This is a genomic window from Mycobacterium sp. NGS58 (assembly GCF_059812385.1).
Genome location: NZ_JCALCO010000001.1, coordinates 249,525 through 271,945, shown reverse-complemented (window position 1 = coordinate 271,945; position 22,421 = coordinate 249,525). Strand labels below are relative to the sequence as shown.

At 68.1% G+C, this 22,421-nt stretch carries 21 protein-coding genes; 8 read left to right on the top strand and 13 right to left on the bottom strand.

The genetic code is table 11. The features are described from left to right. Window positions 1–4: 4 nt before the first annotated feature. Both AC5Y4H_RS01360 and AC5Y4H_RS01355 read left to right on the top strand, forming a co-directional pair. Entirely contained in the window at window positions 5–1,420 is a 1,416-nt protein-coding gene (locus AC5Y4H_RS01360) for an FAD-dependent oxidoreductase (protein WP_499977869.1), read from the top strand. A gap of 19 nt (window positions 1,421–1,439) precedes the next feature. Continuing rightward, on the top strand, window positions 1,440–4,607 hold the full coding sequence (locus AC5Y4H_RS01355) for an AAA family ATPase (RefSeq protein WP_499977868.1): 3,168 nt from the start codon (window positions 1,440–1,442) through the stop codon (window positions 4,605–4,607). Here the strand turns inward: AC5Y4H_RS01355 and AC5Y4H_RS01350 are convergent, their stop codons facing one another. The 6 genes from AC5Y4H_RS01350 to carD are packed head-to-tail and all read right to left on the bottom strand — an operon-like array spanning window position 4,608 to window position 9,707. Beyond that, entirely contained in the window at window positions 4,608–5,555 is a 948-nt protein-coding gene (locus AC5Y4H_RS01350) for a glycerophosphodiester phosphodiesterase (protein WP_499978120.1), read from the bottom strand. 47 nt (window positions 5,556–5,602) lie between these two features. Further along, a complete protein-coding gene (gene rlmB, locus AC5Y4H_RS01345; protein WP_499977866.1) occupies window positions 5,603–6,535 on the bottom strand; it encodes a 23S rRNA (guanosine(2251)-2'-O)-methyltransferase RlmB in 933 nt (310 codons plus the stop codon). Further along, a complete protein-coding gene (gene cysS / locus AC5Y4H_RS01340; RefSeq protein ID WP_499977865.1) occupies window positions 6,536–7,954 on the bottom strand; it encodes a cysteine--tRNA ligase in 1,419 nt (472 codons plus the stop codon). 49 nt (window positions 7,955–8,003) lie between these two features. Continuing rightward, window positions 8,004–8,492 carry a 2-C-methyl-D-erythritol 2,4-cyclodiphosphate synthase gene (ispF, locus tag AC5Y4H_RS01335; RefSeq protein WP_499977864.1) on the bottom strand — a complete coding sequence of 163 codons (489 nt, stop codon included), beginning with the start codon at window positions 8,490–8,492 and terminating at the stop codon, window positions 8,004–8,006. Further along, window positions 8,489–9,202 (bottom strand): 2-C-methyl-D-erythritol 4-phosphate cytidylyltransferase, encoded by a 714-nt coding sequence (ispD, locus tag AC5Y4H_RS01330; protein ID WP_499977862.1) that lies wholly within the window; start codon window positions 9,200–9,202, stop codon window positions 8,489–8,491. The genes ispF and ispD overlap by 4 nt, the downstream gene beginning before the upstream one ends. A gap of 16 nt (window positions 9,203–9,218) precedes the next feature. Then, on the bottom strand, window positions 9,219–9,707 hold the full coding sequence (carD, locus tag AC5Y4H_RS01325) for an RNA polymerase-binding transcription factor CarD (protein ID WP_003419482.1): 489 nt from the start codon (window positions 9,705–9,707) through the stop codon (window positions 9,219–9,221). A 290-nt stretch (window positions 9,708–9,997) separates the two neighbouring features. Here carD and AC5Y4H_RS01320 point away from each other — a divergent pair, with 290 nt between their 5' ends. The 3 genes from AC5Y4H_RS01320 to disA are packed head-to-tail and all read left to right on the top strand — an operon-like array spanning window position 9,998 to window position 13,115. Continuing rightward, window positions 9,998–10,549, top strand: a complete 552-nt coding sequence (locus AC5Y4H_RS01320) for a copper chaperone PCu(A)C domain-containing protein (RefSeq protein ID WP_499977861.1) — start codon at window positions 9,998–10,000, stop codon at window positions 10,547–10,549. A 49-nt stretch (window positions 10,550–10,598) separates the two neighbouring features. Beyond that, window positions 10,599–12,035: a DNA repair protein RadA gene (radA, locus tag AC5Y4H_RS01315; RefSeq protein WP_499977860.1), complete on the top strand. Its 1,437-nt coding sequence runs from the start codon at window positions 10,599–10,601 to the stop codon at window positions 12,033–12,035. Between the two features lie 6 nt (window positions 12,036–12,041). Then, a complete protein-coding gene (disA, locus tag AC5Y4H_RS01310; protein ID WP_499977858.1) occupies window positions 12,042–13,115 on the top strand; it encodes a DNA integrity scanning diadenylate cyclase DisA in 1,074 nt (357 codons plus the stop codon). Window positions 13,116–13,138: 23 nt separating this feature from the next. On the opposite strand, the gene AC5Y4H_RS01305 is transcribed toward disA, so the two are convergent. Then, the gene (locus tag AC5Y4H_RS01305; protein ID WP_499977857.1) at window positions 13,139–13,948 is read right to left on the bottom strand and encodes a hypothetical protein; all 810 of its coding nucleotides are present in this window, start codon (window positions 13,946–13,948) and stop codon (window positions 13,139–13,141) included. A 123-nt stretch (window positions 13,949–14,071) separates the two neighbouring features. Then, window positions 14,072–14,689, bottom strand: a complete 618-nt coding sequence (locus AC5Y4H_RS01300) for a carbonic anhydrase (protein ID WP_499977856.1) — start codon at window positions 14,687–14,689, stop codon at window positions 14,072–14,074. On the opposite strand from AC5Y4H_RS01300, the gene AC5Y4H_RS01295 reads away from it, so the two are divergent. Beyond that, complete coding sequence (locus AC5Y4H_RS01295) at window positions 14,688–15,599, top strand: HhH-GPD family protein (RefSeq protein WP_499977855.1); 912 nt, start codon at window positions 14,688–14,690, stop codon at window positions 15,597–15,599. The genes AC5Y4H_RS01300 and AC5Y4H_RS01295 overlap by 2 nt on opposite strands. Window positions 15,600–15,603: 4 nt before the next feature. Here AC5Y4H_RS01295 and AC5Y4H_RS01290 read toward each other — a convergent pair whose 3' ends face one another. Beyond that, window positions 15,604–16,371, bottom strand: a complete 768-nt coding sequence (locus AC5Y4H_RS01290) for an alpha/beta fold hydrolase (RefSeq protein WP_499977854.1) — start codon at window positions 16,369–16,371, stop codon at window positions 15,604–15,606. A gap of 63 nt (window positions 16,372–16,434) precedes the next feature. On the opposite strand from AC5Y4H_RS01290, the gene mhuD reads away from it, so the two are divergent. After that, window positions 16,435–16,755, top strand: coding sequence for a mycobilin-forming heme oxygenase MhuD (gene mhuD / locus AC5Y4H_RS01285; RefSeq protein ID WP_007772332.1), 321 nt, complete (start codon window positions 16,435–16,437; stop codon window positions 16,753–16,755). Next, window positions 16,730–18,094: a serine hydrolase gene (locus tag AC5Y4H_RS01280; RefSeq protein ID WP_499977852.1), complete on the top strand. Its 1,365-nt coding sequence runs from the start codon at window positions 16,730–16,732 to the stop codon at window positions 18,092–18,094. Before mhuD ends, AC5Y4H_RS01280 begins: the two co-directional genes overlap by 26 nt. A gap of 3 nt (window positions 18,095–18,097) precedes the next feature. Here the strand turns inward: AC5Y4H_RS01280 and AC5Y4H_RS01275 are convergent, their stop codons facing one another. The 4 genes from AC5Y4H_RS01275 to clpC1 all read right to left on the bottom strand — a co-directional run bounded on the left by AC5Y4H_RS01275 (window position 18,098) and on the right by clpC1 (window position 22,388). Continuing rightward, window positions 18,098–18,646 (bottom strand): histidine phosphatase family protein, encoded by a 549-nt coding sequence (locus AC5Y4H_RS01275; RefSeq protein WP_499977851.1) that lies wholly within the window; start codon window positions 18,644–18,646, stop codon window positions 18,098–18,100. Next, the gene (locus AC5Y4H_RS01270; protein ID WP_499977850.1) at window positions 18,643–19,428 is read right to left on the bottom strand and encodes a CbtA family protein; all 786 of its coding nucleotides are present in this window, start codon (window positions 19,426–19,428) and stop codon (window positions 18,643–18,645) included. The genes AC5Y4H_RS01275 and AC5Y4H_RS01270 overlap by 4 nt, the downstream gene beginning before the upstream one ends. 9 nt (window positions 19,429–19,437) lie before the next feature. After that, window positions 19,438–19,653 (bottom strand): CbtB domain-containing protein, encoded by a 216-nt coding sequence (locus AC5Y4H_RS01265; RefSeq protein WP_448295827.1) that lies wholly within the window; start codon window positions 19,651–19,653, stop codon window positions 19,438–19,440. A 188-nt stretch (window positions 19,654–19,841) separates the two neighbouring features. Next, the gene (gene clpC1 / locus AC5Y4H_RS01260) at window positions 19,842–22,388 is read right to left on the bottom strand and encodes an ATP-dependent protease ATP-binding subunit ClpC (RefSeq protein WP_499977848.1); all 2,547 of its coding nucleotides are present in this window, start codon (window positions 22,386–22,388) and stop codon (window positions 19,842–19,844) included. Window positions 22,389–22,421 lie beyond the last annotated feature (33 nt).

Sequence of the window (22,421 nt, the reverse complement as noted above, 5' to 3'; positions counted from 1 at the left end):
GGGTATGGCAAAGGTCGGCAATCACGCATTGGTACTGGGAGCGAGCATGGCGGGTCTGGTCGCCGCGCGAACGCTCAGCGAGTTCTTCCACACGGTCACGGTGGTGGAGCGCGATCCGCTGCCCGACATCCCTCCCGATACCGCCGCCGCTCGCCGGGGCGTGCCACAGGGTCGCCACCTTCATGGCCTGCTGCCCCGCGGCGCTCAGGTACTCGAGCAATTGTTCCCCGGCGTCCTCGATGAGATGGTCATGGACGGTGCACATCACCTGGACGGCCGGGACCTGTCCCGGCTCTACTACCACCTGGGCGGGCACCTCATGGTGCGCACCGGCGGCGCCCCCTCGTTCGCCGCGTATCTCGCCACCCGGCCCTTCCTCGAGGAACACGTCCGCGCGCGGCTGCGCCGCATCGCCAACGTCACTCTGCTCGATGAGCACGACATAGTGGACTTGACCACGACGCCGGATCGCCGGCGCGTCACCGGCGCCCGAATCGTCAACCGCCGGACCCGCGAGGACGTCACGTTGAGCGCGGACCTGGTGCTCGATGCCACCGGGCGCGGCGCTCGCACCCCGGCATGGTTGACCGCCCTGGGCTACGAGCGTCCGCCCGAGGTCCACGTGCCCGTGCATCTGACCTATGCGAGCCAATGCCTGCGCATGGCACCGGACGCGCTGCACGAATTCGGTTTCATCGTTGGGCCGGTGCCGGGCCGGCCGCGTGGGCTGGGCCTGCTGCGCGCGGAGAACGACACCTGGATGTTCACCGTTTTCGGCGTCGCGGGCAACGCGCCGTCGACAGACCTGATATCGATGTGCGAGTTCGTCTGGGACTGCGCACCGCCCCACCTGCTGGCCGCGGTCCTGGCCGCCGAACCCGTCGGGGAGCCCACCCGGCACGGTCAGCCGTCCAGTCAATGGCGGCGCTACGACAAGATGCGTCGCTTCCCCGAAGGCCTGCTGGTCATGGGCGACGCGATCTGCAGCTTCAACCCGATTTACGGTCAGGGCATGACGGTCGCCGCGCTCGAGGCAGTGGCGCTGCGCGACTGCTTGTCCGGCGGCACGGAGCAGCTGGCGCGGCGATTCTTCCGGGCCGCCGCGGTGCCGATCCGCCAGGCGTGGGAGCTGTCGGCCAACCCGGACCTGTGCCTACCCGAAATCGAGGGCACGCCACCGCTGCTCACCCGACTGCTCAACGGGTACATCGATCGCATACTCACCGCGACCGAATACGATCCCGTCGCGGTCGACCGCTTCGTCAAAGTCACCGCGCTCATCGATCCCGCCACCCGGCTGCTGCGGCCGGACATGATGTGGCGGGCCGCCCTGGCCAACCGCCGCAAACCCGCGGACCGTTCGGTTGACGTGACGGAGACGTCGGCGGATGCGGCCGATAACGTGATCCTGAACTGGTGAGCGCCCTATCGTAAGGGCCATGACGGCCGCACTGGCCTGCCTGAAATGCGGCGCCGAACTGCGGCTGACCGCAAAGTTCTGCGACGAGTGCGGTTCACCCACTGCGGTGCCCGGCCCTTCCGCGGAGTACAAGCAAGTCACTGTGCTGTTCGCCGACGTGGTGCGTTCGATGGACATCGCGGCGGCCGTCGGCGCGGAGCGGCTCCGCGAGATCATGGCCGGGCTCGTCACCCGTGCGGCGGCGGTGGTCCAACGGTATGGCGGCACGGTGGACAAGTTCACCGGCGACGGCATCATGGCGGTATTCGGCGCGCCGGTCGCTTTGGAGGACCACGCACTGCGCGCCTGTCTGGCGGCGCTCGGCATCCAGGAGGAGGTCGCCGACCTGGCGGCAGACGTTGAACGCCGCGACGGTCTGGCCCTGCAGTTGCGGGTGGGGCTCAACTCCGGCCAGGTGATCGCCGGTGAGATCGGTTCCGCCGCTGTGGGTTACACCACCATCGGAGAACAGGTGGGGATGGCCCAGCGGATGGAGTCCATCGCGCCGCCCGACGGCGTGATGCTCAGCGAATCGACGGCTCGGCTGGTCGACGGCGCGGCGGTGCTGGGCGAGCCGCAATTGCTCCGCATCAAAGGCGCCGAGGACGCAGTGCCGGCGCGGCGCCTGCTGAGCGTGGCCACCGAACGGACCGGTGTCTCGCACTCGAAATTGGTGGGCCGCGACTGGGAATTGACCACGCTGACCGCGATGCTGGATCGCTCGATGGCGGGCCAGGGGTGTGTGGTGGCCGTGGTCGGCCCTCCCGGCATCGGCAAGACCCGGCTCACCGCCGAAGCCGCCGATGCCGCGAAAAGCCGTGGCGTCGAGGTGTTTTCCACGTTCTGTGAATCACATGCCACCGACGTTCCATTCCATGCTGTGGCGCGCCTGCTACGCGCGACCGGCCGACTGGGCGGCTTGGACGAGCAGACCGCACGGGCACAGGTTCGGACGCAATTTCCCGACGCCGATCCGCAGGACCTGTTGCTACTCGACGACTTGGTGGGCATCGCCGACCCCGCGGTCACCTTGCCGAAGATCGACCCCGATGCCCGGCGACGGCGACTGACCGCGTTGATCAACTCGTCCCAGCTGGCCCGCACCGAACCGGCGGTCTTCGTGATAGAGGATGCGCACTGGATCGACGAGGTCAGCGAATCGATGATCGCCGATTTCCTTGCGGTGGTACCGCATACGCCCGCCCTGGTGCTGATCACCTATCGCCCCGAATACCGCGGGGCGCTGGCGCATGTCGCGGGCGCGCAGACCATCGCCCTTGCACCATTGACCAATTCGGAGACCGTGCAGCTGATCGGTGAACTGCTCGGCGCGGCTCCATCGGTCAGCCACATCGGCGAGATAATCGCCGAGCGCGCTGCCGGCAATCCCTTCTTTGCCGAAGAGGTCGCCCGTGATCTCGCCGAACGGGGTGTGCTAGTCGGCGAGCGTGGCGGCTACACATGCCACGTCGATGTGGCCGACATCAGTGTGCCTGCCACACTGCAGGCAACCATCGCCGCCCGCATCGACCGGCTCGGCAATGCGGCCAAACGCACGCTTGCAGCCGCCGCCGTCATCGGCTCCCGCTTCAGCACCGATCTGCTGGCCACCCTCGAGCTCGATCCGGCTGTCCACGAACTGATCGCGGCGGAGCTGGTCGACCAGGTGCGGTTCAGGCCAACCGCCGAATACGTGTTCCGTCACCCGCTCATCCGCACGGTCGCCTACGAGTCGCAGCTGAAGGCGGATCGCGCGCACCTGCATCGTCGGCTGGCCACCGCGATCGAAGCCGGCCAGCCGCAGTCGGCCGACCAGCACGCGGCGTTGATCGCCGAACACTTGGAGGCGGCCGGCGACATGCACGCCGGCTACGAATGGCATATGCGCGCGGCGACGTGGGCGACCAACCGCGACATCAACGCCGCGCGGCTCAGCTGGCAGCGCGCAATGAGCATCGCCGACGCGCTACCCGACGATGCTCCGAACCGCACCGCCATGCGCATCACCCCACGTACTTTGCTGTGCGGAACGGCATTTCGTGTTCACGTTAGTGTCGGAGCCGCCCGCTTCGAGGAGTTGCGCCGGCTGTGCACCGAAGCCGGCGACAAGACGTCGTTGGCCATCGCCACGGTAGGGCGGGTGGCCGATCACGCATACCAGGGCCGGTTGCGTGAGGCCTCGAGACTGGCGGCCGAAGCCTGGACCCTGGTCGAGTCGCTCGACGATCCGACCCTGACCGTGGGGCTGTCCGCCGGGCCGATCTACGCGAAAATGGAGGCCTCTGAGTACTCGGACGTACTGCTGTGGTCGCAGCGCGTGGTCGAACTGGCCGACAACGACCCGTCCAAAGGCAACTTCCTGCACGGATCTCCATTGGCCCTCGCCCTCACCAGCCGTGCCCTTGGCCGGTATTGCCTCGGTCGTCCCGGATGGCGCGACGACCTGCTGGACGGATTGACCATGGCGCGCAACGCAGACCCCTTGACGTACGCCGGAACCGTGACCTACGCCTATGGCACCACCATTCCGACGGGAGTGCTCAAACCCGACGATTCCGTGATGCATGAGATCGAGGAAGCCCTGACCGCCGCGGAGCGATCCGGTGACGATTTCGCCTTGGCCCACGCGCAGGTGACGATGGCCATTGCGTTGGTGCACCGCCCCACAGTTGCCGAGCGCGACCGCGGCGAGCGGCTCGCGGCCGAGGTCCACGACATATTCCTGCGCGATCAACACCATCTGGGCGATTTGCCCGTCGTCCGTGCGGCTTTGGCGCGTGAAATGGCTCGACGTGGCGACCACGACCGCGCCATCTCGCTCATGCGTGACACCACTGAAAACGTGGTTCATCAGGGGCAGTTACTGGGGTGGGGCATCGTAACGACGGCTGTCCTGGTGCAGACGCTCCTAGACCGCGGTGCCGACGGTGACCTGACCGAAGCGGAGGCCGTCACGGAGCGGCTAGCGGAGGCGCCGACCAATGAACGATATGCGTTGCGCGACATATTCGTGCTTCGATTTCGTGCCCTACTGGCCCGGGCCCGCAGTGATGACGCGGCATACGCCGGCCTGAGGGATCGCTACCGCGATATGGCGAGAACGCTTGGCTTCGAAGCCCATATCGCCTGGGCCGACGCTATGACCTGACTAGCCGCGCCGGTAGGCGGGCGGCAGCGGCATCGCCAGTCCGGCGAGCACGCTGCGCAACACCGTCGGGTAGTCGGTGATGATGCCGTCGACGCGAAAGCCGATCTGCTGACGCATGGCGGCGGCGTCGTTCACCGTCCAGGGAATCACCTTGAGCCCCAACGCATGCGCGCGATCGACGAAGGGCTGGCCGGTCACCAGCCGGTAGTCCGGTGAGGCGATGCTCGCGCCCACCATGCGCGCGCCGATCAGGGGGTCGCCGATGAGGGCGGGGTCTTCACCGGCCAGCCACGGGGAGTCCGCCGCCCAGGTCCGCGCGTCATACAGGGCCACCAACGGAACTGACGGTTCGGCGCCGCGTACCAGTGGCAGGGTGCGCCAGTCGAAGCTCTGGATCTCCACGCGGTCGACCTTGCCCGCGGATCTGACCGCGGCCAGTATCACGTCGACGAACTCCTGCGGTTCGGCGGATGTGCCGGGCTGATCGGCCTCCACTTTGGTCTCGATGTTGTAGCGGATCGCACCGGCGCCGTAGGAGTCGGCGAGGGCGAACACCTGCGGCAGCGTCGCTATCTTGTTGCCCCGCACCACTTCGGCGCGAGGGTAGTCGACGAGCGGACGCCCACAGTCCAGGGTGTCGACCTGCGCCAGGGTGAGCTCGTGCACGAGCTTGCCGACATACGGATACTGCGGATCACCGTCGAACGCGGGGGCGGTGTCGGCGCACTTCTCGGGCTGAATCGTCGGGTCGTGCCACACCAGGGGTTGACCGTCCTTGGTGAGGACGACGTCGAGTTCCAAAGTGCTGACGCCCAATTCGAGGGCCTTGGCGAACGCTCGCAGGGATTCCTCGGTGGTCTCCCCGCGCCCGCCGCGGTGGGCCTGCAGGTCGAAGTCGGGTGATTGGGCGCGGGCGATGCCGACAGGCCACAGCACGACGGTCAGCATCACGATCAGCACGGCACGACGGCGCGCGCAGGGGCGGGGCAACCGAGTTAACCCCTGCGCTGGCGCGTGATTTCGGCGAGCACCACCCCGGCGGCCACGGACGCGTTCAGCGATTCGGTGTTCTGAGCCATCGGGATGGACACGACTTCGTCGCAGTTCTGCCGCACCAGGCGTGACAGTCCCTTGCCTTCCGAGCCCACGACGACCACCAGCGGATCGGTGCCGTCGATGTCGTCGAGCGTGGTCTCGCCGCCGGCGTCCAGTCCGACCACCCGCAGCCCGCGGCCGGCCCAATCCGTCAGTGTTCTGGTCAAATTGGTGGCCCGCGCCACCGGGATGCGGGCCGCGGCCCCGGCGCTCGTGCGCCACGCGACCGCCGTCACCGAGGCCGAGCGCCGCTGCGGGATAAGCACACCGTGGCCGCCGAACGCGGCCACCGAACGCACGATGGCACCCAGGTTGCGCGGGTCGGAGATGTTGTCCAGCGCGACCAGCAGCGCCGGCGGCGAGGCGAGCGCGGCAGCAACCAGATCGTCGGGGTGGGCGTAGTCGTAGGGCGGCACCTGCAACGCGATCCCCTGGTGCAGGTGGTTGCTGGTCATCCGGTCCAGATCGGTGCGCGGCACCTCCAGGATGGAGATTCCCAAATCGGCTGCGCGGGTGACGGATTCGGTCAACCGCTCGTCGGCTTCGGTGCCCAGCGCCACGTAGAGCGCGGTAGCCGGCACCCCGGCCCGCAGGCACTCGAGCACCGGGTTGCGGCCGAGCACGGTCTCGGATTCGTCGGTTCGGCCCCGCGCCGGCCGACGGGCCTGGGCCTTAGCGCGCCTGGCGGCCGGATGATTCGGGCGCATATGCGCGGGCGGGGTGGGACCGCGGCCCTCCAGGCCGCGGCGGCGCTGTCCCCCCGACCCCACGGTGGGTCCCTTCTTGGTGCCCTCTTTGCGAATCGCCCCGCGGCGGCGCGAGTTGCCGGCCATCTACTTGTCGCGCTTTTCTTCGTGGGCCAAAAGCTCCCACTGCGGCCCGTCGGCGGTGTCGGTGACCTCGATGCCGGCGTACTTGAGCCGGTCGCGGATCTCGTCGGCGAGCGCCCAGTTGCGTTCCTCGCGCGCCTTCTGCCGATTCTCCAGCTCCGCCTGGACCAACACGTCGACCGCGGCCAGCGCCGCCGACGTCTCGTCGCGGGTCTCCCAGCGTTCGTCGAGGGGGTCGCACCCTAGGATGCCCATCATCGCGCGGATAGCGCCGGCATGCTGCAGCGCGCCTTCGTGATCGCCGGAGTCCAGCGCCCGGTTGCCTTCCGCGCGGGAGGCGTGCACTTCGGCCAGCGCGGCCGGCACCGCCAGGTCGTCGTTGAGGGCCGCGGCGAACCGCGGCGTCCACTGCCCGGGCTCGACCCCACCCACCCGCACCCGCACGCGATGCAGGAATTCCTCAACGCCGACATACGCTTTCACCGCGTCCTGCAGGGCGACCTCGGAGAATTCCAGCATCGACCGGTAGTGGGCGCTGCCCAGGTAGTAGCGCAGTTCGGCGGGGCGCACGCGCTGCAGCAACGCCGGTATCGCGAGCACGTTGCCCAGCGATTTGCTCATCTTCTCGCCGCCCATCGTCACCCAGCCGTTGTGCAGCCAGTAGCGGGCGAAGCCGTCACCGGCGGCGCGGCTCTGGGCGATCTCGTTCTCGTGGTGCGGGAAGACCAAGTCCATTCCACCGCAATGGATGTCGAATTCCGGGCCGAGATAGGTGCGGGCCATGGCGGAGCATTCCAGGTGCCAGCCCGGTCGCCCTCGCCCCCACGGCGAGGGCCACGACGGCTCGCCGGGCTTTTCGCCCTTCCACAGAGTGAAGTCGCGCTGATCGCGTTTGCAGGTCGCGACGCCCTCGCCCTGGTGGACGTCGTCGATTTTGTGGCCGGACAGCTGCCCGTATTCGGGATAGCTGAGCACGCTGAAGTAGACGTCGCCGCCGGCGGCGTAAGCGTGATCGGTTTCGATCAGCCGTTCCATTAGTTCGACCATCTGGGTGATGTGCCCGGTGGCTCGCGGCTCGGCCGACGGCGGTAGCACGTCCAGGGCGTCATAGGCGGCGCTGAAGGCGCGTTCGTAGGTGGCCGCCCACTCCCACCACGGCCGACCCGCCGCGGCGGCCTTGCTGAGGATCTTGTCTTCGATGTCGGTGACGTTGCGGATGAACGCGACGTCGCAGCCGCGGGCGATCAGCCATCGGCGCAGGATGTCGAAGGCCACCCCGCTGCGGACATGGCCGATGTGCGGCAGGCCCTGGACTGTGGCGCCACACAGGTAGATGGAGACATGACCCTCGTGCAGCGGAACGAAATCACGCACGGCACCGGCTGCCGTGTCATGTAGCCGCAAGCGGGCGTGATCGGTCACGACGTGCCAGCTTACCGGGTAGTTCCACGGCGCCCGGCGCTGCGCGGCCTTACCCGGTGGCGATCACCAGCGCGGTGGCGATGGCGGCGAGGCCCTCGCCGCGTCCGGTCAGCCCTAACCCGTCGGTCGTCGTCGCCGACACCGAGACCGGCGCGCCCAGCAATTCCGACAGCACCCGCTGCGCCTCGTCGCGGCGTGGACCGACCTTCGGCCAATTCCCGATGACCTGCACGGCGGCATTGCCGATCCGAAAGCCCTGGTGCGACGTCAGATCCGCGACATGGCGCAACATGTCGGCGCCACTGACGCCCTTCCAGCGCGGATCGTCGATCCCGAATACCGCCCCCACGTCGCCCAGTCCGGCCGCCGACAATACCGCGTCGCACAGCGCGTGCGCCCCGACGTCGCCGTCGGAATGCCCGGCGCAGCCGTCGGCGTCGGCAAAAAGCAGACCCAGCAGCCGGCACGGCCGACCGGGTTCGATGGGGTGCACGTCGACGCCCAGCCCGACCCTGGGGAGGTGATCCGGCGCGTTCACCCGCGCACCACGGCCTCGGCCAGCAACAAATCGAGCTGCGTGGTGATCTTGAATGCCAGCGGGTCGCCCTCGACGACCTGGACCTGGCCGCCGACGTGCTCGACCAGCGATGCGTCGTCGGTGAAACCCGGCATCCCGGCCCGGGCGCGGTAGGCACGTGACAGCAGCTCGGTCGCGAAGCCCTGCGGCGTCTGCACGGCGCGCAAGCCGGCGCGCTCCGGCGTCCCCAGGACCACCCCGTTGGCGTCCACGGCCTTGATGGTGTCATGCAGGGGCAGCGCGGGCACCACGGCGTCGTGACCGGCCTTCAGCGCCTCCACCACGCGGTTGATCAACACCGGGGGAGTCAGCGCCCGCGCGGCGTCGTGCACCAGCACGAACTCGGACGCCGCCGAAAAGGACGCCAGGGCGGCGAGGGCCAGGTTGACGGATTCGGTGCGGTCGGGCCCGCCCGCGACGACGGTGATCTCTCCGGCGGTGAGGTGATCACCCAGGAGCCGCTTGGCCTCGTCGATCCGGTCGGCGGGAACCGCCACCACGACGTGATCGACGACCCCGGATTCGAGCAAACCGGCGACCGCGCGCTGCAGCAGCGTGCGGCCGTCAACCACACAAAATGCCTTGGGAATTCCTGCGGCCAGTCGTTCGCCCGATCCTGCGGCGGGGACGACTGCGACTACTCCGCCCGAGGTGCCCGTCTCCGGGGCCACCGAAGTGTCAGGACCTTCAGGAAGCGGCGGCCAGAACCTCGTCGAGGATGGTCTCCGCCTTCGCGTCGTCGGTGCTCTCGGCCAGCGCCAATTCACCGACCAGAATCTGCCGGGCCTTCGCCAGCATCCGCTTCTCCCCGGCCGACAGCCCACGCTCCTGGTCGCGACGCCACAGGTCGCGGACTACCTCGGCGACCTTGTTTACATCACCGGAAGCGAGCTTCTCGAGATTGGCCTTGTAGCGGCGCGACCAGTTGGTCGGCTCTTCGGTGTGTGGGGCGCGCAGCACCTGGAAAACCTTGTCGAGACCTTCTTGTCCGACGACATCGCGGACACCGACGTACTCGGCGTTTTCGGCGGGAACTCGAACGGTCAGGTCACCCTGCGCCACCTTCAAGACGAGATACTCTTTTTGCTCCCCTTTGATGGTGCGGGTTTCGATCGCCTCGACTAACGCAGCACCGTGATGCGGGTAAACAACGGTGTCGCCGACCTTGAAGATCATCTGATTCGAGCCCCTTTCGTTACTTCATCCTAACACGGCCACCCAACTACGCGCGAAGCAACGATGCAGGTCAGGGGCACAACACGCGAAGATTAGGGGTTGACATGGGGATCAAGTCGTGCAGTGCAGGACATTACCAACGCCCCCGGGGCGGCCCGGCGGCGGCCTTGAAAACGGCTCTTGGGGCGCTCCTGCGCAGGTCTGGCGCCCCGCGCTATCGCGCGCGAGACCTTGCTACTACTGTGCATAGTTGCATTAGTCGAACCCGGCTCAGCAGGAGGCTTGAGAGAGTGAACCGCTTCAAGATCCGCCTCGGCCTCCCCGCGCTCGCCGTCGCCGGCGCGACGGCCGTTCTGCTCAGCGGTTGCGGAGCCGGTCAGGTCTCGCAGATGGCGGTCCAGGAACCCGCCATCAACGGCAACAAGGTCACGTTCAACAACGTGGCGCTGCGCAACATCCGGATCCAGGCCAGTCAAAGCGGCGACTACCTGCAGCCGGGCCGGACCGTGGACCTGGTGCTGGTGGCCGTCAACCAGTCGGTGACCACGGCCGACAGACTCGTCGGCATCACCAGCGACATCGGCACGGTGACGGTCAGCGGCGACGCTCGACTGCCCGCGGGCGGCTCGCTGTTCGTCGGCACGCCGGAGGGCGCGAAGGTGGCACCGGGTCCGATCGGTGCCAACACCGCGGCGGCCAAGGCGACGGTCAACCTGGCCAAGCCCATCTCCAACGGCCTCACCTACAACTTCACCTTTAATTTCGAGAAGGCCGGGCAGGCCACCGTCGCCGTGCCGATCTCGGCCGGGCTGAAGCCACCGCAGGAAAACCAGGCCGGGTAACCGCCTGTCGTGACGCGGGCTTGTCGTAGCGGCTCGATACCGTCATGACGTGGCAACAGCGCGCTCCCAATACCGGTGTTCGGAATGCCGGCATGTCACCGCGAAGTGGGTCGGCCGCTGCCTGGAGTGCGGCACCTGGGGCACCGTTGACGAGGTCCCGGTTCTCAGCGCGGTCACCGGCCGTCGTAGCGGGCTGGCGATGGTGTCGCCGGCCGTGCCCATCACTTCCGTCGAGCCCAACGCCAGCCGGCACCGCACGACGGGCGTAGGCGAACTCGACCGGGTACTCGGCGGCGGCGTGGTGCCCGGCTCCGTCACCTTGCTGGCCGGCGATCCGGGCGTGGGTAAGTCGACGCTGTTGCTCGAGGTCGCGCATCGATGGGCGCGATCCGGTCGGCGCGCGCTGTACATCTCGGGTGAGGAGTCTGCGGGCCAGATCCGGCTGCGCGCCGACCGCATCGGCTGTGGCAGCGACGAACTTTATCTGGCCGCCGAATCGAATCTCCACGCCGTGCTCGAGCACATCGCCACGGTCAAGCCGGCGCTGGTGATCGTGGACTCGGTCCAGACCATGTCCACCACCGAGGCCGACGGCGTGGCCGGCGGCGTCACGCAGGTGCGCGCGGTGACGTCGGCGCTGACCGCGGCGGCCAAAACCAACGGCGTCGCGCTGATCCTGGTCGGGCACGTCACCAAGGACGGTGCCATCGCCGGGCCGCGTTCCCTGGAGCACCTGGTCGATGTGGTGCTGCACTTCGAGGGCGACCGCAACGGCTCGCTGCGCATGGTCCGGGGGATCAAGAACAGGTTCGGGGCCGCCGACGAGGTCGGGTGTTTCCTGTTGCACGACAACGGGATCGAGGGCGTCGCCGACCCGTCGAACCTCTTCCTGGACCAGCGTCCGGCGCCGGTTCCCGGCACCGCGATCACGGTGACGCTCGACGGGAAGCGGCCACTCATCGGTGAGGTGCAGGCGCTGCTCGCCACGCCCGCGGGCGGCTCGCCACGCCGCGCCGTCAGCGGCATCGACCAATCCCGGGCCGCGATGATCACCGCAGTGCTGGAGAAGCACGCCAAGCTGCCGGTCGCCGCCAACGACATCTACCTGTCCACGGTCGGCGGCATGCGGCTGACCGATCCGTCGTCTGACCTGGCGGTCGCGGTCGCGCTGGCGTCGGCGCTCGCGGACCTGCCGCTGCCGACCACGGCGGTCATGATCGGCGAGGTGGGATTGGCCGGAGACCTCCGGCGGGTCAGCGGCATGGATCGGCGCCTGTCCGAGGCCGCGCGCCAGGGGTTCAGCATCGCGCTGATCCCGGACGGCGACGATCCCCGCCGCGAGATCGTGCCGAACGGGATGCAGGCCCTGCGCGCGCCCACCATCGTGGCGGCGCTGGAGCACATGATCGACATCGCCGGCCACCGCGGTGGCGCGCCCGCAAACCCGCGTTCGCTAGACGCATGGCGCGTTCGGCCTGAAGAATGACCTTCTGTGACCCGTCCGACGCTGCGTGAGACCGTCGCCCGCCTGGCACCGGGCACCGGGCTGCGTGACGGCCTGGAACGGATCCTGCGTGGGCGTACCGGCGCGCTGATCGTTCTCGGCAACGACGAGGCGGTCGAGGCCATCTGCGACGGCGGATTCGCGCTGGATGTGCGCTACGCCCCCACCCGGCTGCGCGAGCTGGCGAAGATGGACGGCGCCGTCGTGCTGTCCACCGATGGCAGCCGCATCGTGCGGGCCAACGTGCAGCTGGTACCGGACCCGTCGATCGCGACCGACGAATCGGGCACCCGACACCGCTCGGCGGAGCGGGCCGCGATCCAGACCGGCTACCCGGTGATCTCGGTGAGCCACTCGATGAACATCGTGACCGTCTACGTGGGCGGGGAACGCCATGTGGTCGCCGACTCGGCGACCATCTTGTCGCGGGCGAACCAGGCCATCGCCACCCTGGAGCGCTACAAGATCCGGCTCGACGAGGTCAGCAGGCAGCTGTCGCGCGCCGAGATCGAGGACTTCGTCACGCTGCGTGACGTCTTGACGGTGGTGCAGCGGCTCGAGCTGGTCCGACGGATCGGTGAGGTGATCGACAACGACGCGGTGGAACTCGGCACCGACGGCCGCCAACTGCGGCTGCAGCTCGACGAACTCCTGGGCGGCAACGAGGATGCGCGCGAACTGATCGTGCGCGACTACCACGCCAGCCCAGAACCGCTGTCGGAGGCGCCGGTGACGGCCACGCTCGACGAGCTGGACGCGCTGTCGGATACCGAGCTGCTCGACTTCACCATTCTGGCAAAGGTTTTCGGATATCCGACGACCACCGAGGCGCAGGATTCGGCGGTCAGCCCGCGCGGCTATCGCGCGCTGGCCGGCATCCCCCGTCTCCAGTTCGCCCACGCCGACCTGCTGGTTCGCTCATTCGGGACGCTGCAGAACGTGCTGGCGGCCAGCGCCAGCGACCTGCAATCGGTCGACGGCATCGGCGCGATGTGGGCACGCCACGTGCGTGAGGGATTGTCGCAGCTGGCCGAGTCGACGATCACCGACTCATTGAACTAGGTGCGCGCTGATGCGTGCCGGCCTCAGCCCGCCGGCGGCGCGGGCATCGGCGGCGCCTCCGGCGGAGGCACGGCGCCCGGCTGCCCCGGTCCGGGCACCGGACCCGGCGGCGGCGGCGGCTGGTTCATGATGAACGGAACCGGCATCGAGCGAAGATTCCCCAGTTGCACGACGAGGTTGTACGTGCCCGGCCCGATGGCCGGCCGCGGCAGCGGGCAGTGCGGGGCCGAACCCATTCCCGTCCACGTCACCGCGGTGGTGACCTGCTCGCCCGGCGTGAAGGTCTTGATCAGCGTTTCGTTGGACGGGGCGCAGTCCAGGTTCGACCACAGCCGTTTGTTGTCCAGCGAGTAGACGTAGGCGGCCAGCACCGCGGCGCCGACGTCGCGCTTGCAGGCCACCAGCCCGATGTTGGTGACGACCATGGTGAATTTCGGTTGGTCACCGATGAAGTACTGCGGCGCATTGGTCAGACCCTTGACCGCCAGCGTCGAATCGGGGCAGTCGTCGCCCTCCTTCAGAATCGGCGGCGGCTGCACCGCTGCCGTGGGGGTGGGGGTCTCCGGGTTCTGCCCCTGCGCCGGCGGCACCACGGGAGCCGGTCCCTCGGGGCCCGCCGGTGGGGGCGCCTGCGGCGCGGGTGATACCGGCTTGTTCGCAGCGGCGGTGGCTTTGTCGGCGTTGGCGGGTTTAGCTCCCGCGTTATGTCCCATGAACGCGATGACGACGGCGGCTACGATCCCGATCACGACGACCGCGATGCCAATGGCCAGGCCTCTGCGCCGCCAATAGATCTCGGTGGGTAGCGGGCCACGCGGTTCCAGATCGAGCACGTTCGCAGCGTAGGCCCAGGTCACATCGATTCGGCTGACCCGGCTCGGCGTGTCGCCGGGTTTGCTGGGCGACCGCCGTGTAGTAGCGCCCGAAATCGGGGCCGAAGCGTGCCCTATCCGGCGTTATTCACCAATGTCGCCGGCGTGATCGCACAACTCCGCCCGCCCGTCCGCAAGGTGGTAGGTGACCCCAGCCACCGCTGCCGTGCCCGCGGCCACCCGTTCGGCGATGATCGCCGACCGAGACGTCAACTGCGCAACGGTTTCGCAGACGTGTCGCTTCTCGAACTCGTCCACGCGGCTCAGGCCCTCGCGCCTGCCCATCAGGATCGATGGGGCGACGCGTTCCACCACGTCACGCACGAAACCGCCGGGTATCGTGCCGTCGTCGATCGCGGCCAGCGCCGCTTTGACCGCGCCGCAGCTGTCGTGACCCAGCACGACGATGAGCGGCACGTTGAGCACCGCCACGGCGAACTCGATGGAGCCCAACACCGCCGAATCGATGGCCTGCCCCGCGGTGCGCACCACGAACATGTCACCCAAGCCCTGATCGAAGATGAGCTCGGCGGCCACCCGGCTGTCGGCGCAGCCGAACACCACGGCGGTGGGGCTCTGACCCGCGGCGAGGCTCGCTCGATGCTCAACACTTTGGCTGGGATGCTGCGGCTTGCCGGCGACGAATCGCTCGTTACCCTCTTTGAGTGACTTCCACGCGGTTACCGGACTGGTGTTAGGCATGGCCGACATCTTGCCGCATCCGCCGGTTGCGGGCCCCGAATTCATATCAGTCACCGATCTTGTTCACTGGTACGACCGGTCGCGTCGCGATTTGCCTTGGCGCGAGCCGGGGGTGAGCGCCTGGCAGATTCTGGTGAGCGAATTCATGCTGCAGCAGACGCCGGTATCGCGGGTGCTACCGATCTGGACGGATTGGGTGCGGCGCTGGCCGACCGCGTCGGCCACGGCCGCGGCCAGCGCCGGGGACGTGCTGCGCGCATGGGGCAAGCTGGGCTACCCGCGCCGGGCCAAGCGGTTGCACGAGTGCGCCACCGTGATCGCGCACGATCACGATGACGTTGTGCCCGATGATGTCGACACCCTGCTGACGCTGCCCGGTGTCGGTAGCTACACCGCACGCGCAATCGCCTGCTTCGCCTATGGCCGGCCGGTCCCGGTGGTGGACACCAACGTGCGCCGGGTGGTGGCGCGTGTGCTGCATGGCCTGGCCGACGCGGGCGCACCGTCCGCGACGCGCGACCACGCCGACGTGTCGGCGCTGCTGCCCGACGACGCAACGGCACCGAAGTTTTCCGTCGCGCTGATGGAACTGGGCGCGACGGTCTGCACGGCGCGCACACCGCGCTGCGGGCTGTGCCCGCTGGACCGGTGCGCGTGGCGAGACGCCGGCCATCCGCCCGCCCAAGGTCCGGCCCGTCGCGTACAGACCTACGCCGGAACCGACCGTCAGGTCCGCGGGAGGCTGATGGATGTGTTGCGCGCCAACGATTCTCCGGTGACGCGCGCCGAGCTGGATGTGGCTTGGCTGACCGATACGGCGCAGCGCGACCGGGCGCTGTATTCGCTGCTGGCCGACGGCTTGGTGACGCAGACGCGCGACGGCCGGTTCGCGCTGGCCGGCGAGGAGTAGTCGGTCAGGCCGGCGGCAACGGCGCCAGGAACGACTCGACCGCCTCGCGGTACAACTGGGGCGCCTCGTCATGAACCAGGTGACCGGCGTCCGGGACCTTCAAATACGTTGTCGCGACTCCCGTTTCGGCCATCTCCTGCATCTGTCCCGGCGGGGTGACCGAATTGCCGGCCTCGATGAGCAGTGCGGGCACGCGCACGTCGCGCCATTGCGTCCAATAGTCCCGGGTGCCCCACTCCGCGGCGATCTCGATCCACCGCGCGGTGTGACCGTGCAGCCGCCAACCGGTTTCGGTGCGGTCGAAGGCCTCCAGGAAGTATTGCCCGGCGACGGGCCCGAATTCGTCGCAAACCTGTTCGGCGGAGTCGAATTCGACCGGCAGGGCGTGCAGCCACGGCTCCCAGGGGCCGGTGGTGCGGCCGCGGAAGTCCGGCGCCATGTCCTCGAGCACCAAGGCGGAAACGAGTTCGGGCCGCTCGGCGGCCAAGCACCATGCGTGCAGGGCGCCCATCGAGTGCCCGACCATCCGGACCGGCACCTCCAGCGTGCTGACCACGTCGGCCAAGTCGGCCACGAACCGTTCGGTGCTGATCGGGTGGGGATCGTCGACGTCGCGGCCGCGGTGCCACGGCGCGTCGTAGGTGTAGACGGTGCCCAGCCGGGTCAGCCAGGGCAGCTGCCGCGGCCAGGTGGTTCCCCGTCCCATCAGGCCGTGCACCAGCACCAGCGGCTCGCCGTCTCCCCCGCGGCAAGTCAACAGTTGGCTGGGCATAGCACCATCTTGCGTGCACCGCCCACGGCCCGAGCATGGGGATGGGCGGGGTAGCCTGGCGGCATGTCGCCAGTGGTGAAGATCAACGCAATCGAAGTACCCGCCGACGCCGGCCCGGAACTGGAGAAGCGGTTCGCCCACCGGGCACACGCCGTCGACAACCAGCCCGGCTTCCTCGGCTTTCAACTGCTCCGCCCGATCAAGGGCGAGAACCGCTACTTCGTGGTGACCCAGTGGGAGTCCGAAGAGGCATTCCAGGCGTGGGCGCAGGGGCCCGCCATCGAAGCGCACTCCGGTGAGCGGGCGAAGCCGGTGGCGACCGGGGCTTCGCTGCTGGAATTCGAGGTTGTGATGGACGTTGCCGGCAACAAGCAGGCTGGCTAGCGGGCGATCGGCCCGGCGCCGCGCATTGACGCTGAGCGCGGCCGCCGCTTTGGTAGTGACACTGGCGCCCGGTTGCGCCCCCAACCCCTCCCCGCAGGCGAACGCGGCGAATCCGGGACGGCAGATCGACATCCGCACCCCGCCAGGGATCCGGGCCCAGCAGACGCTGGACATGCTCAACTCGGACTGGCCCATCGGCCCGGTCGGAGTGGGCACCCTCGCCGCGCCCGACAAGGTCGAGTCGGTGGAAACCACCATGGAGGCGCTGTGGTGGGACCGTCCGTTCGCCCTTGACGGCGTCGACCTCGGCGCGAATGTGGCGACCCTGCACCTGACCTCGTCCTACGGTGCCCGGCAAAGCATCCGGATTCACACCGACGATGGCGGGTGGGTGGATCGGTTCGATCTCGACACCCAGACGCCCACGATCAACTCCTGGCACGACATCGACGCGGTGCTGGGCAAGACGGGTGCGCGCTACTCCTATCAGGTCGCCGAGGTCGACGACGGGCACTGCGACCCGGTGGCAGGCACCAACACCCACGAATCTTTGCCGCTGGCATCCATTTTCAAGCTTTACGTGTTGCACGCGCTCGCGGGCGCGATCAAGAACGGAACGGTGTCCTGGGATGACCAGCTGACGGTCACCGCTAAGAGCCGCGCAGTCGGCTCGTCAGGGCTGGCTTTGCCTGCGGGAGCGCATGTTTCGGTACGCACCGCCGCCGAGAAGATGATCGCCACCAGTGACAACATGGCGACCGATTTGCTGATCGACAAGATGGGCACGCACGCCATCGAGCAAGCGCTGGCCACGGCAGGCCATCACGATCCGGCCAGCATGACCCCATTCCCCACCATGTACGAGTTGTTCTCCGTCGGCTGGGGCAGGCCAGACCTGCGCAGCCAATGGGAGCATGGATCACCGCAGGTCCGCGCGCAGCTGCTAAAGCAGGCGAATTCGACGCCGTATGACCCGGATCCGATGCGGGCCCACTCGCCGGCATCCTCCTATGGTGCCGAGTGGTACGGCAGCGCCGAGGACATCTGTCGCGTCCATGCGGCGCTGCAGGCCGACGCGGTGGGCAAGGCCGCACCCGTGCGCGAGATCCTCTCCGCGGTCGCGGGTATCCAGCTGGACCACAATGTCTGGCCGTATATCGGCGCGAAAGCCGGTGGCCTGCCGGGTGATCTGACGTTCAGCTGGTATGCCGTCGACAAGACACAGCAGCCGTGGGTGGTCAGCTTTCAGCTGAACTGGCCGCGCGATCACGGGCCGACGGTGACCGGCTGGATGCTGAAAATCGCCAAGCAGGCCTTCGCGCTGATCGCCCCGCGCTGAGGCTCAGAGGCGCAGCGTCCAACGGCCACCCCGGAAGTGCATCACAACGCGGCTGACCGGCTCGACGTCGATTCGCCAGAACGATTCCGGGGTGATGTCCAGCGCCGCCACGATCGCAGATCGGATCACCGCCGGGTGGGTCACCGCAACCGTGCGTAACGGATTGGCGATCAACGACTCCAGCCACTGCCCCACCCTTCGGATCAGGTCGGCGATCGACTCGCCGCCGTGCGGCGCGGCGCCCGGTCGGCTCAACCAAACCTCGAGTTCATCCGGTGGCAGGGCCGAAAGCGCCTCGCCGCGCCACTTTCCGCAGTCCAGATCGGCTAACAGCGGCTCGGTTTCGGCTTGTAGGCCAAGCAGTTTCGCGGTCTGCCGGGTGCGCCGCTCGGGCCCGGACATCCGCCGCTGTGCGGCGCCGCCGACGTCGTCCATCGCCTCGACCTGGCGGCGGCCGATCGCGTTCAGCGGTTCGTCGGCGGGAAAACGGCCGCCGGCCATGGCGTCCGTCATGCCATGGGAGAGCAGGGTCAACCGGACGACGCCGGTCACATCGCGATACTCGCCGCCTGCCGGGTGCGTATCGAAAGCAGCCGTCCGCTGATCGTCGCGAACACCAGACCGATCCCCGCCCACAGCACCAGCTGGGTGGCCAGCGACAGCAACCTGAACTCGTAGAGCACGTCGGCGGGAAATCCCGGATAGATGATCGTCCCCGCGGCGTCGCGCAGCGGTCCGGGTGTCTCGTCCACGGCCGGCAACAGCATCGCCACCACCACGATCGCCACCAGATAGGTTCCGGCCGCCAGCAGGCCCGCGCTCCAGGCACCGAACCGGGCGGCGAGGCGGCGCGCCAGCCACACCGCGGCGATCGCCAACACCACCGACACCAGCACCAGCACCAGGTACCAGCCGGTGCGCGCACCGATCGTGTCGGCCTGTCCGACGGCCGGTGGGTTCGGCGGGTACTTCACGAACGGGACCACGTACACCGCCCCGAACGCGCCGGCCGCCAACAGCAGCGAAAGCCGCTGCGGCCGGCCCACTTCCGCCCGCGCATAGACGACGCTGAACAGCACTGCGAACAGCGCCCCCATGGCAAGGCCGAAGATCAGCACACCGAATCCCAGTCCGGGGCCCGATTGCACGCCGCGGGTGAACAGCTCCGCGCCGTGCTCGTGCACGCCGTGGGCATTCTCGGCGTCGGTGCGGCCGTCTTCAAAGGCGATCGCGCGGCCAATGACGGGCTCGGCGCACACGCGGGCGAAAATGAACGCCAGCACCGCGCCGACAGCGCCCGCGAGCAGGCCGCCCCCGATTAGGCGTTTCTCCACGAGACGCGATCAGTGGCAGGGGAAGCCGAGCAGGTGCCGTGCATCGTGCACGAACTCGTGCACGTGCGAATCGCTGCCGAACAGCGAGACCGCCCCCTGGTCGACACCGACGAAGTACAGCGCCAGCAACGCGAGGAAGACGGTCGCCGCGAACCAGAGTGCGGTGCGCGCCGCGGACAGATCGACCGATCGGGTGCGGCTGCCGGTTAGCTGCGGGTGGGACACAATCGACTCCTTCTGGGGATAACGCGTCCCCGCTGGGTATGACGAGCCGCGGGTCTGACTTTTGACAGTGGCGCGACCGTTCTGGACTTTCACCAGATTCCGTTGCACGTCGGTGACAACGGTCAGTGTAGGGGGCAGCGAAAACGGGCGGTAGTCCGACATCGACTACCGCCCGTTTCCCTTGTTCGCTACTGGACGTCCGGCCCCGGGTCGGCGGCGCTGTGCGCTCCGGCTTTGGCCAGGTCCGGCTCGGCCGGCGGCTTGCGGGTCCCGGTGAAGGTGAAGGTCGCGTCCTCGCCCGCGCTTTCGCCGTCCCAGTTGTCCACGTCGACCGTGACGACCTGGCCCGGACCGACCTCCTCGAAGAGGATCTTCTCGGAGAGCTGGTCCTCGATCTCGCGCTGGATGGTGCGCCGCAGCGGGCGGGCACCCAGCACCGGGTCGAAGCCGCGCTTGGCCAACAACGCCTTGGCCTTGTCAGTCAGCTCGAGGGCCATATCCTTGCTCTTGAGCTGGGTGGCGACCCGGGTGATCATGAGGTCGACCATCCGGATGATCTCGTCCTTGGTCAGCTGGTGGAAGACGATGATGTCGTCGATGCGGTTCAGGAACTCCGGGCGGAAGTGCTTCTTCAGCTCGTCGTTGACCTTCTGCTTCATCCGCTCGTAGTTGTTGTCACCGCCGCTCTGGGTGAAGCCCAGGCCGACCGGCTTCGAGATGTCCGAGGTGCCGAGGTTCGAGGTGAAGATCAGCACGGTGTTCTTGAAGTCGACCGTGCGGCCCTGGCCGTCGGTGAGCCGGCCGTCCTCGAGGACCTGCAACAGGCTGTTGTAGATCTCCTGGTGGGCCTTTTCGATCTCGTCGAACAGCACCACCGAGAACGGCTTGCGCCGCACCTTCTCGGTCAGCTGGCCCCCCTCCTCGTAGCCGACGTATCCCGGGGGCGCGCCGAACAGCCGCGACGCGGTGAACCGGTCGTGGAACTCGCCCATGTCGATCTGGATGAGAGCGTCGTCGTCGCCGAACAGGAAGTTGGCCAATGCCTTGGACAGCTCGGTCTTCCCCACACCGGACGGGCCGGCGAAGATGAACGAACCCGACGGGCGCTTGGGGTCTTTCAGCCCCGCGCGGGTGCGGCGGATCGCCTTGGAGACGGCCTTGACGGCGTCCTCCTGGCCGATGATCCGCTTGTGCAGCTCGTCCTCCATGCGCAGCAGCCGGGTGGTCTCGGCCTCGGTGAGCTTGAACACCGGGATACCGGTCCAGTTACCGAGCACCTCGGCGATCTCGTTGTCGTCCACCTCGGCGACCACATCGAGATCACCTGAGCGCCATTGCTTTTCGCGCTCGGCACGCTGGCCGACCAGTTGCTTCTCGCGATCGCGCAGGCTGGCCGCCTTCTCGAAGTCCTGGGCGTCTATCGCCGATTCCTTCTCCCGGCGCGCCTCGGCGATCTTCTCGTCGAACTCGCGCAGGTCTGGCGGCGCGGTCATCCGCCGGATCCGCATCCGGGCGCCCGCCTCGTCGATCAGGTCGATCGCCTTGTCCGGCAGGAACCGGTCGTTGATGTAGCGGTCGGCCAGGGTGGCCGCGGCCACCATCGCGCCGTCGGTGATCGACACGCGGTGGTGCGCCTCGTAGCGGTCGCGCAAACCCTTGAGGATCTCGATGGTGTGCTCCACGGTCGGCTCACCCACCTGGACCGGCTGGAAGCGGCGCTCCAGCGCGGCATCCTTCTCGATGTACTTGCGGTACTCGTCGAGCGTGGTGGCGCCGATGGTCTGCAGCTCGCCGCGGGCCAGCTTGGGCTTGAGGATGCTCGCGGCATCGATCGCGCCCTCGGCGGCGCCGGCGCCGACCAGGGTGTGCAGCTCGTCGATGAACAGGATGATGTCGCCGCGGGTGTTGATCTCCTTGAGCACCTTCTTCAGGCGCTCCTCGAAGTCACCCCGGTAGCGGCTACCGGCCACCAGTGAACCCAGGTCCAGCGTGTAGAGCTGCTTGTCCTTGAGCGTCTCGGGAACCTGGCCATGCACGATCGCCTGCGCCAGGCCCTCGACGACGGCGGTCTTACCGACACCCGGCTCACCGATCAGCACCGGGTTGTTCTTGGTGCGCCGGCTCAGCACCTGCATCACCCGCTCGATTTCCTTCTCGCGGCCGATGACCGGGTCCAGCTTGCCTTCCATCGCGGCGGCTGTCAGGTTGCGGCCGAACTGGTCGAGCACCAGGGACGTGGACGGGCTGCCGGATTCGCCACCGCGCCCGCCGGTGCCGGCCTCGGCGGCTTCCTTGCCCTGGTAGCCACTCAACAACTGGATCACCTGCTGGCGCACCCGGGTCAGTTCGGCGCCCAGCTTCACCAGCACCTGCGCGGCCACGCCCTCACCCTCACGGATCAGGCCCAGCAAGATGTGCTCGGTGCCGATGTAGTTGTGGCCGAGCTGCAGCGCCTCGCGCAGACTGAGTTCGAGAACCTTCTTGGCGCGGGGCGTGAACGGAATGTGTCCCGACGGGGCCTGCTGACCCTGGCCGATGATTTCCTCGACCTGGCTGCGAACGCCCTCGAGCGAGATGCCAAGTGACTCGAGCGACTTCGCCGCGACGCCCTCACCCTCGTGGATCAATCCCAGCAGGATGTGCTCGGTGCCGATGTAGTTGTGGTTGAGCATCCGGGCCTCTTCTTGCGCCAGGACGACGACCCGCCGTGCTCGGTCGGTGAATCTTTCAAACATCGGGTTACCTGCTCTCCCTCACATCGGTACAAA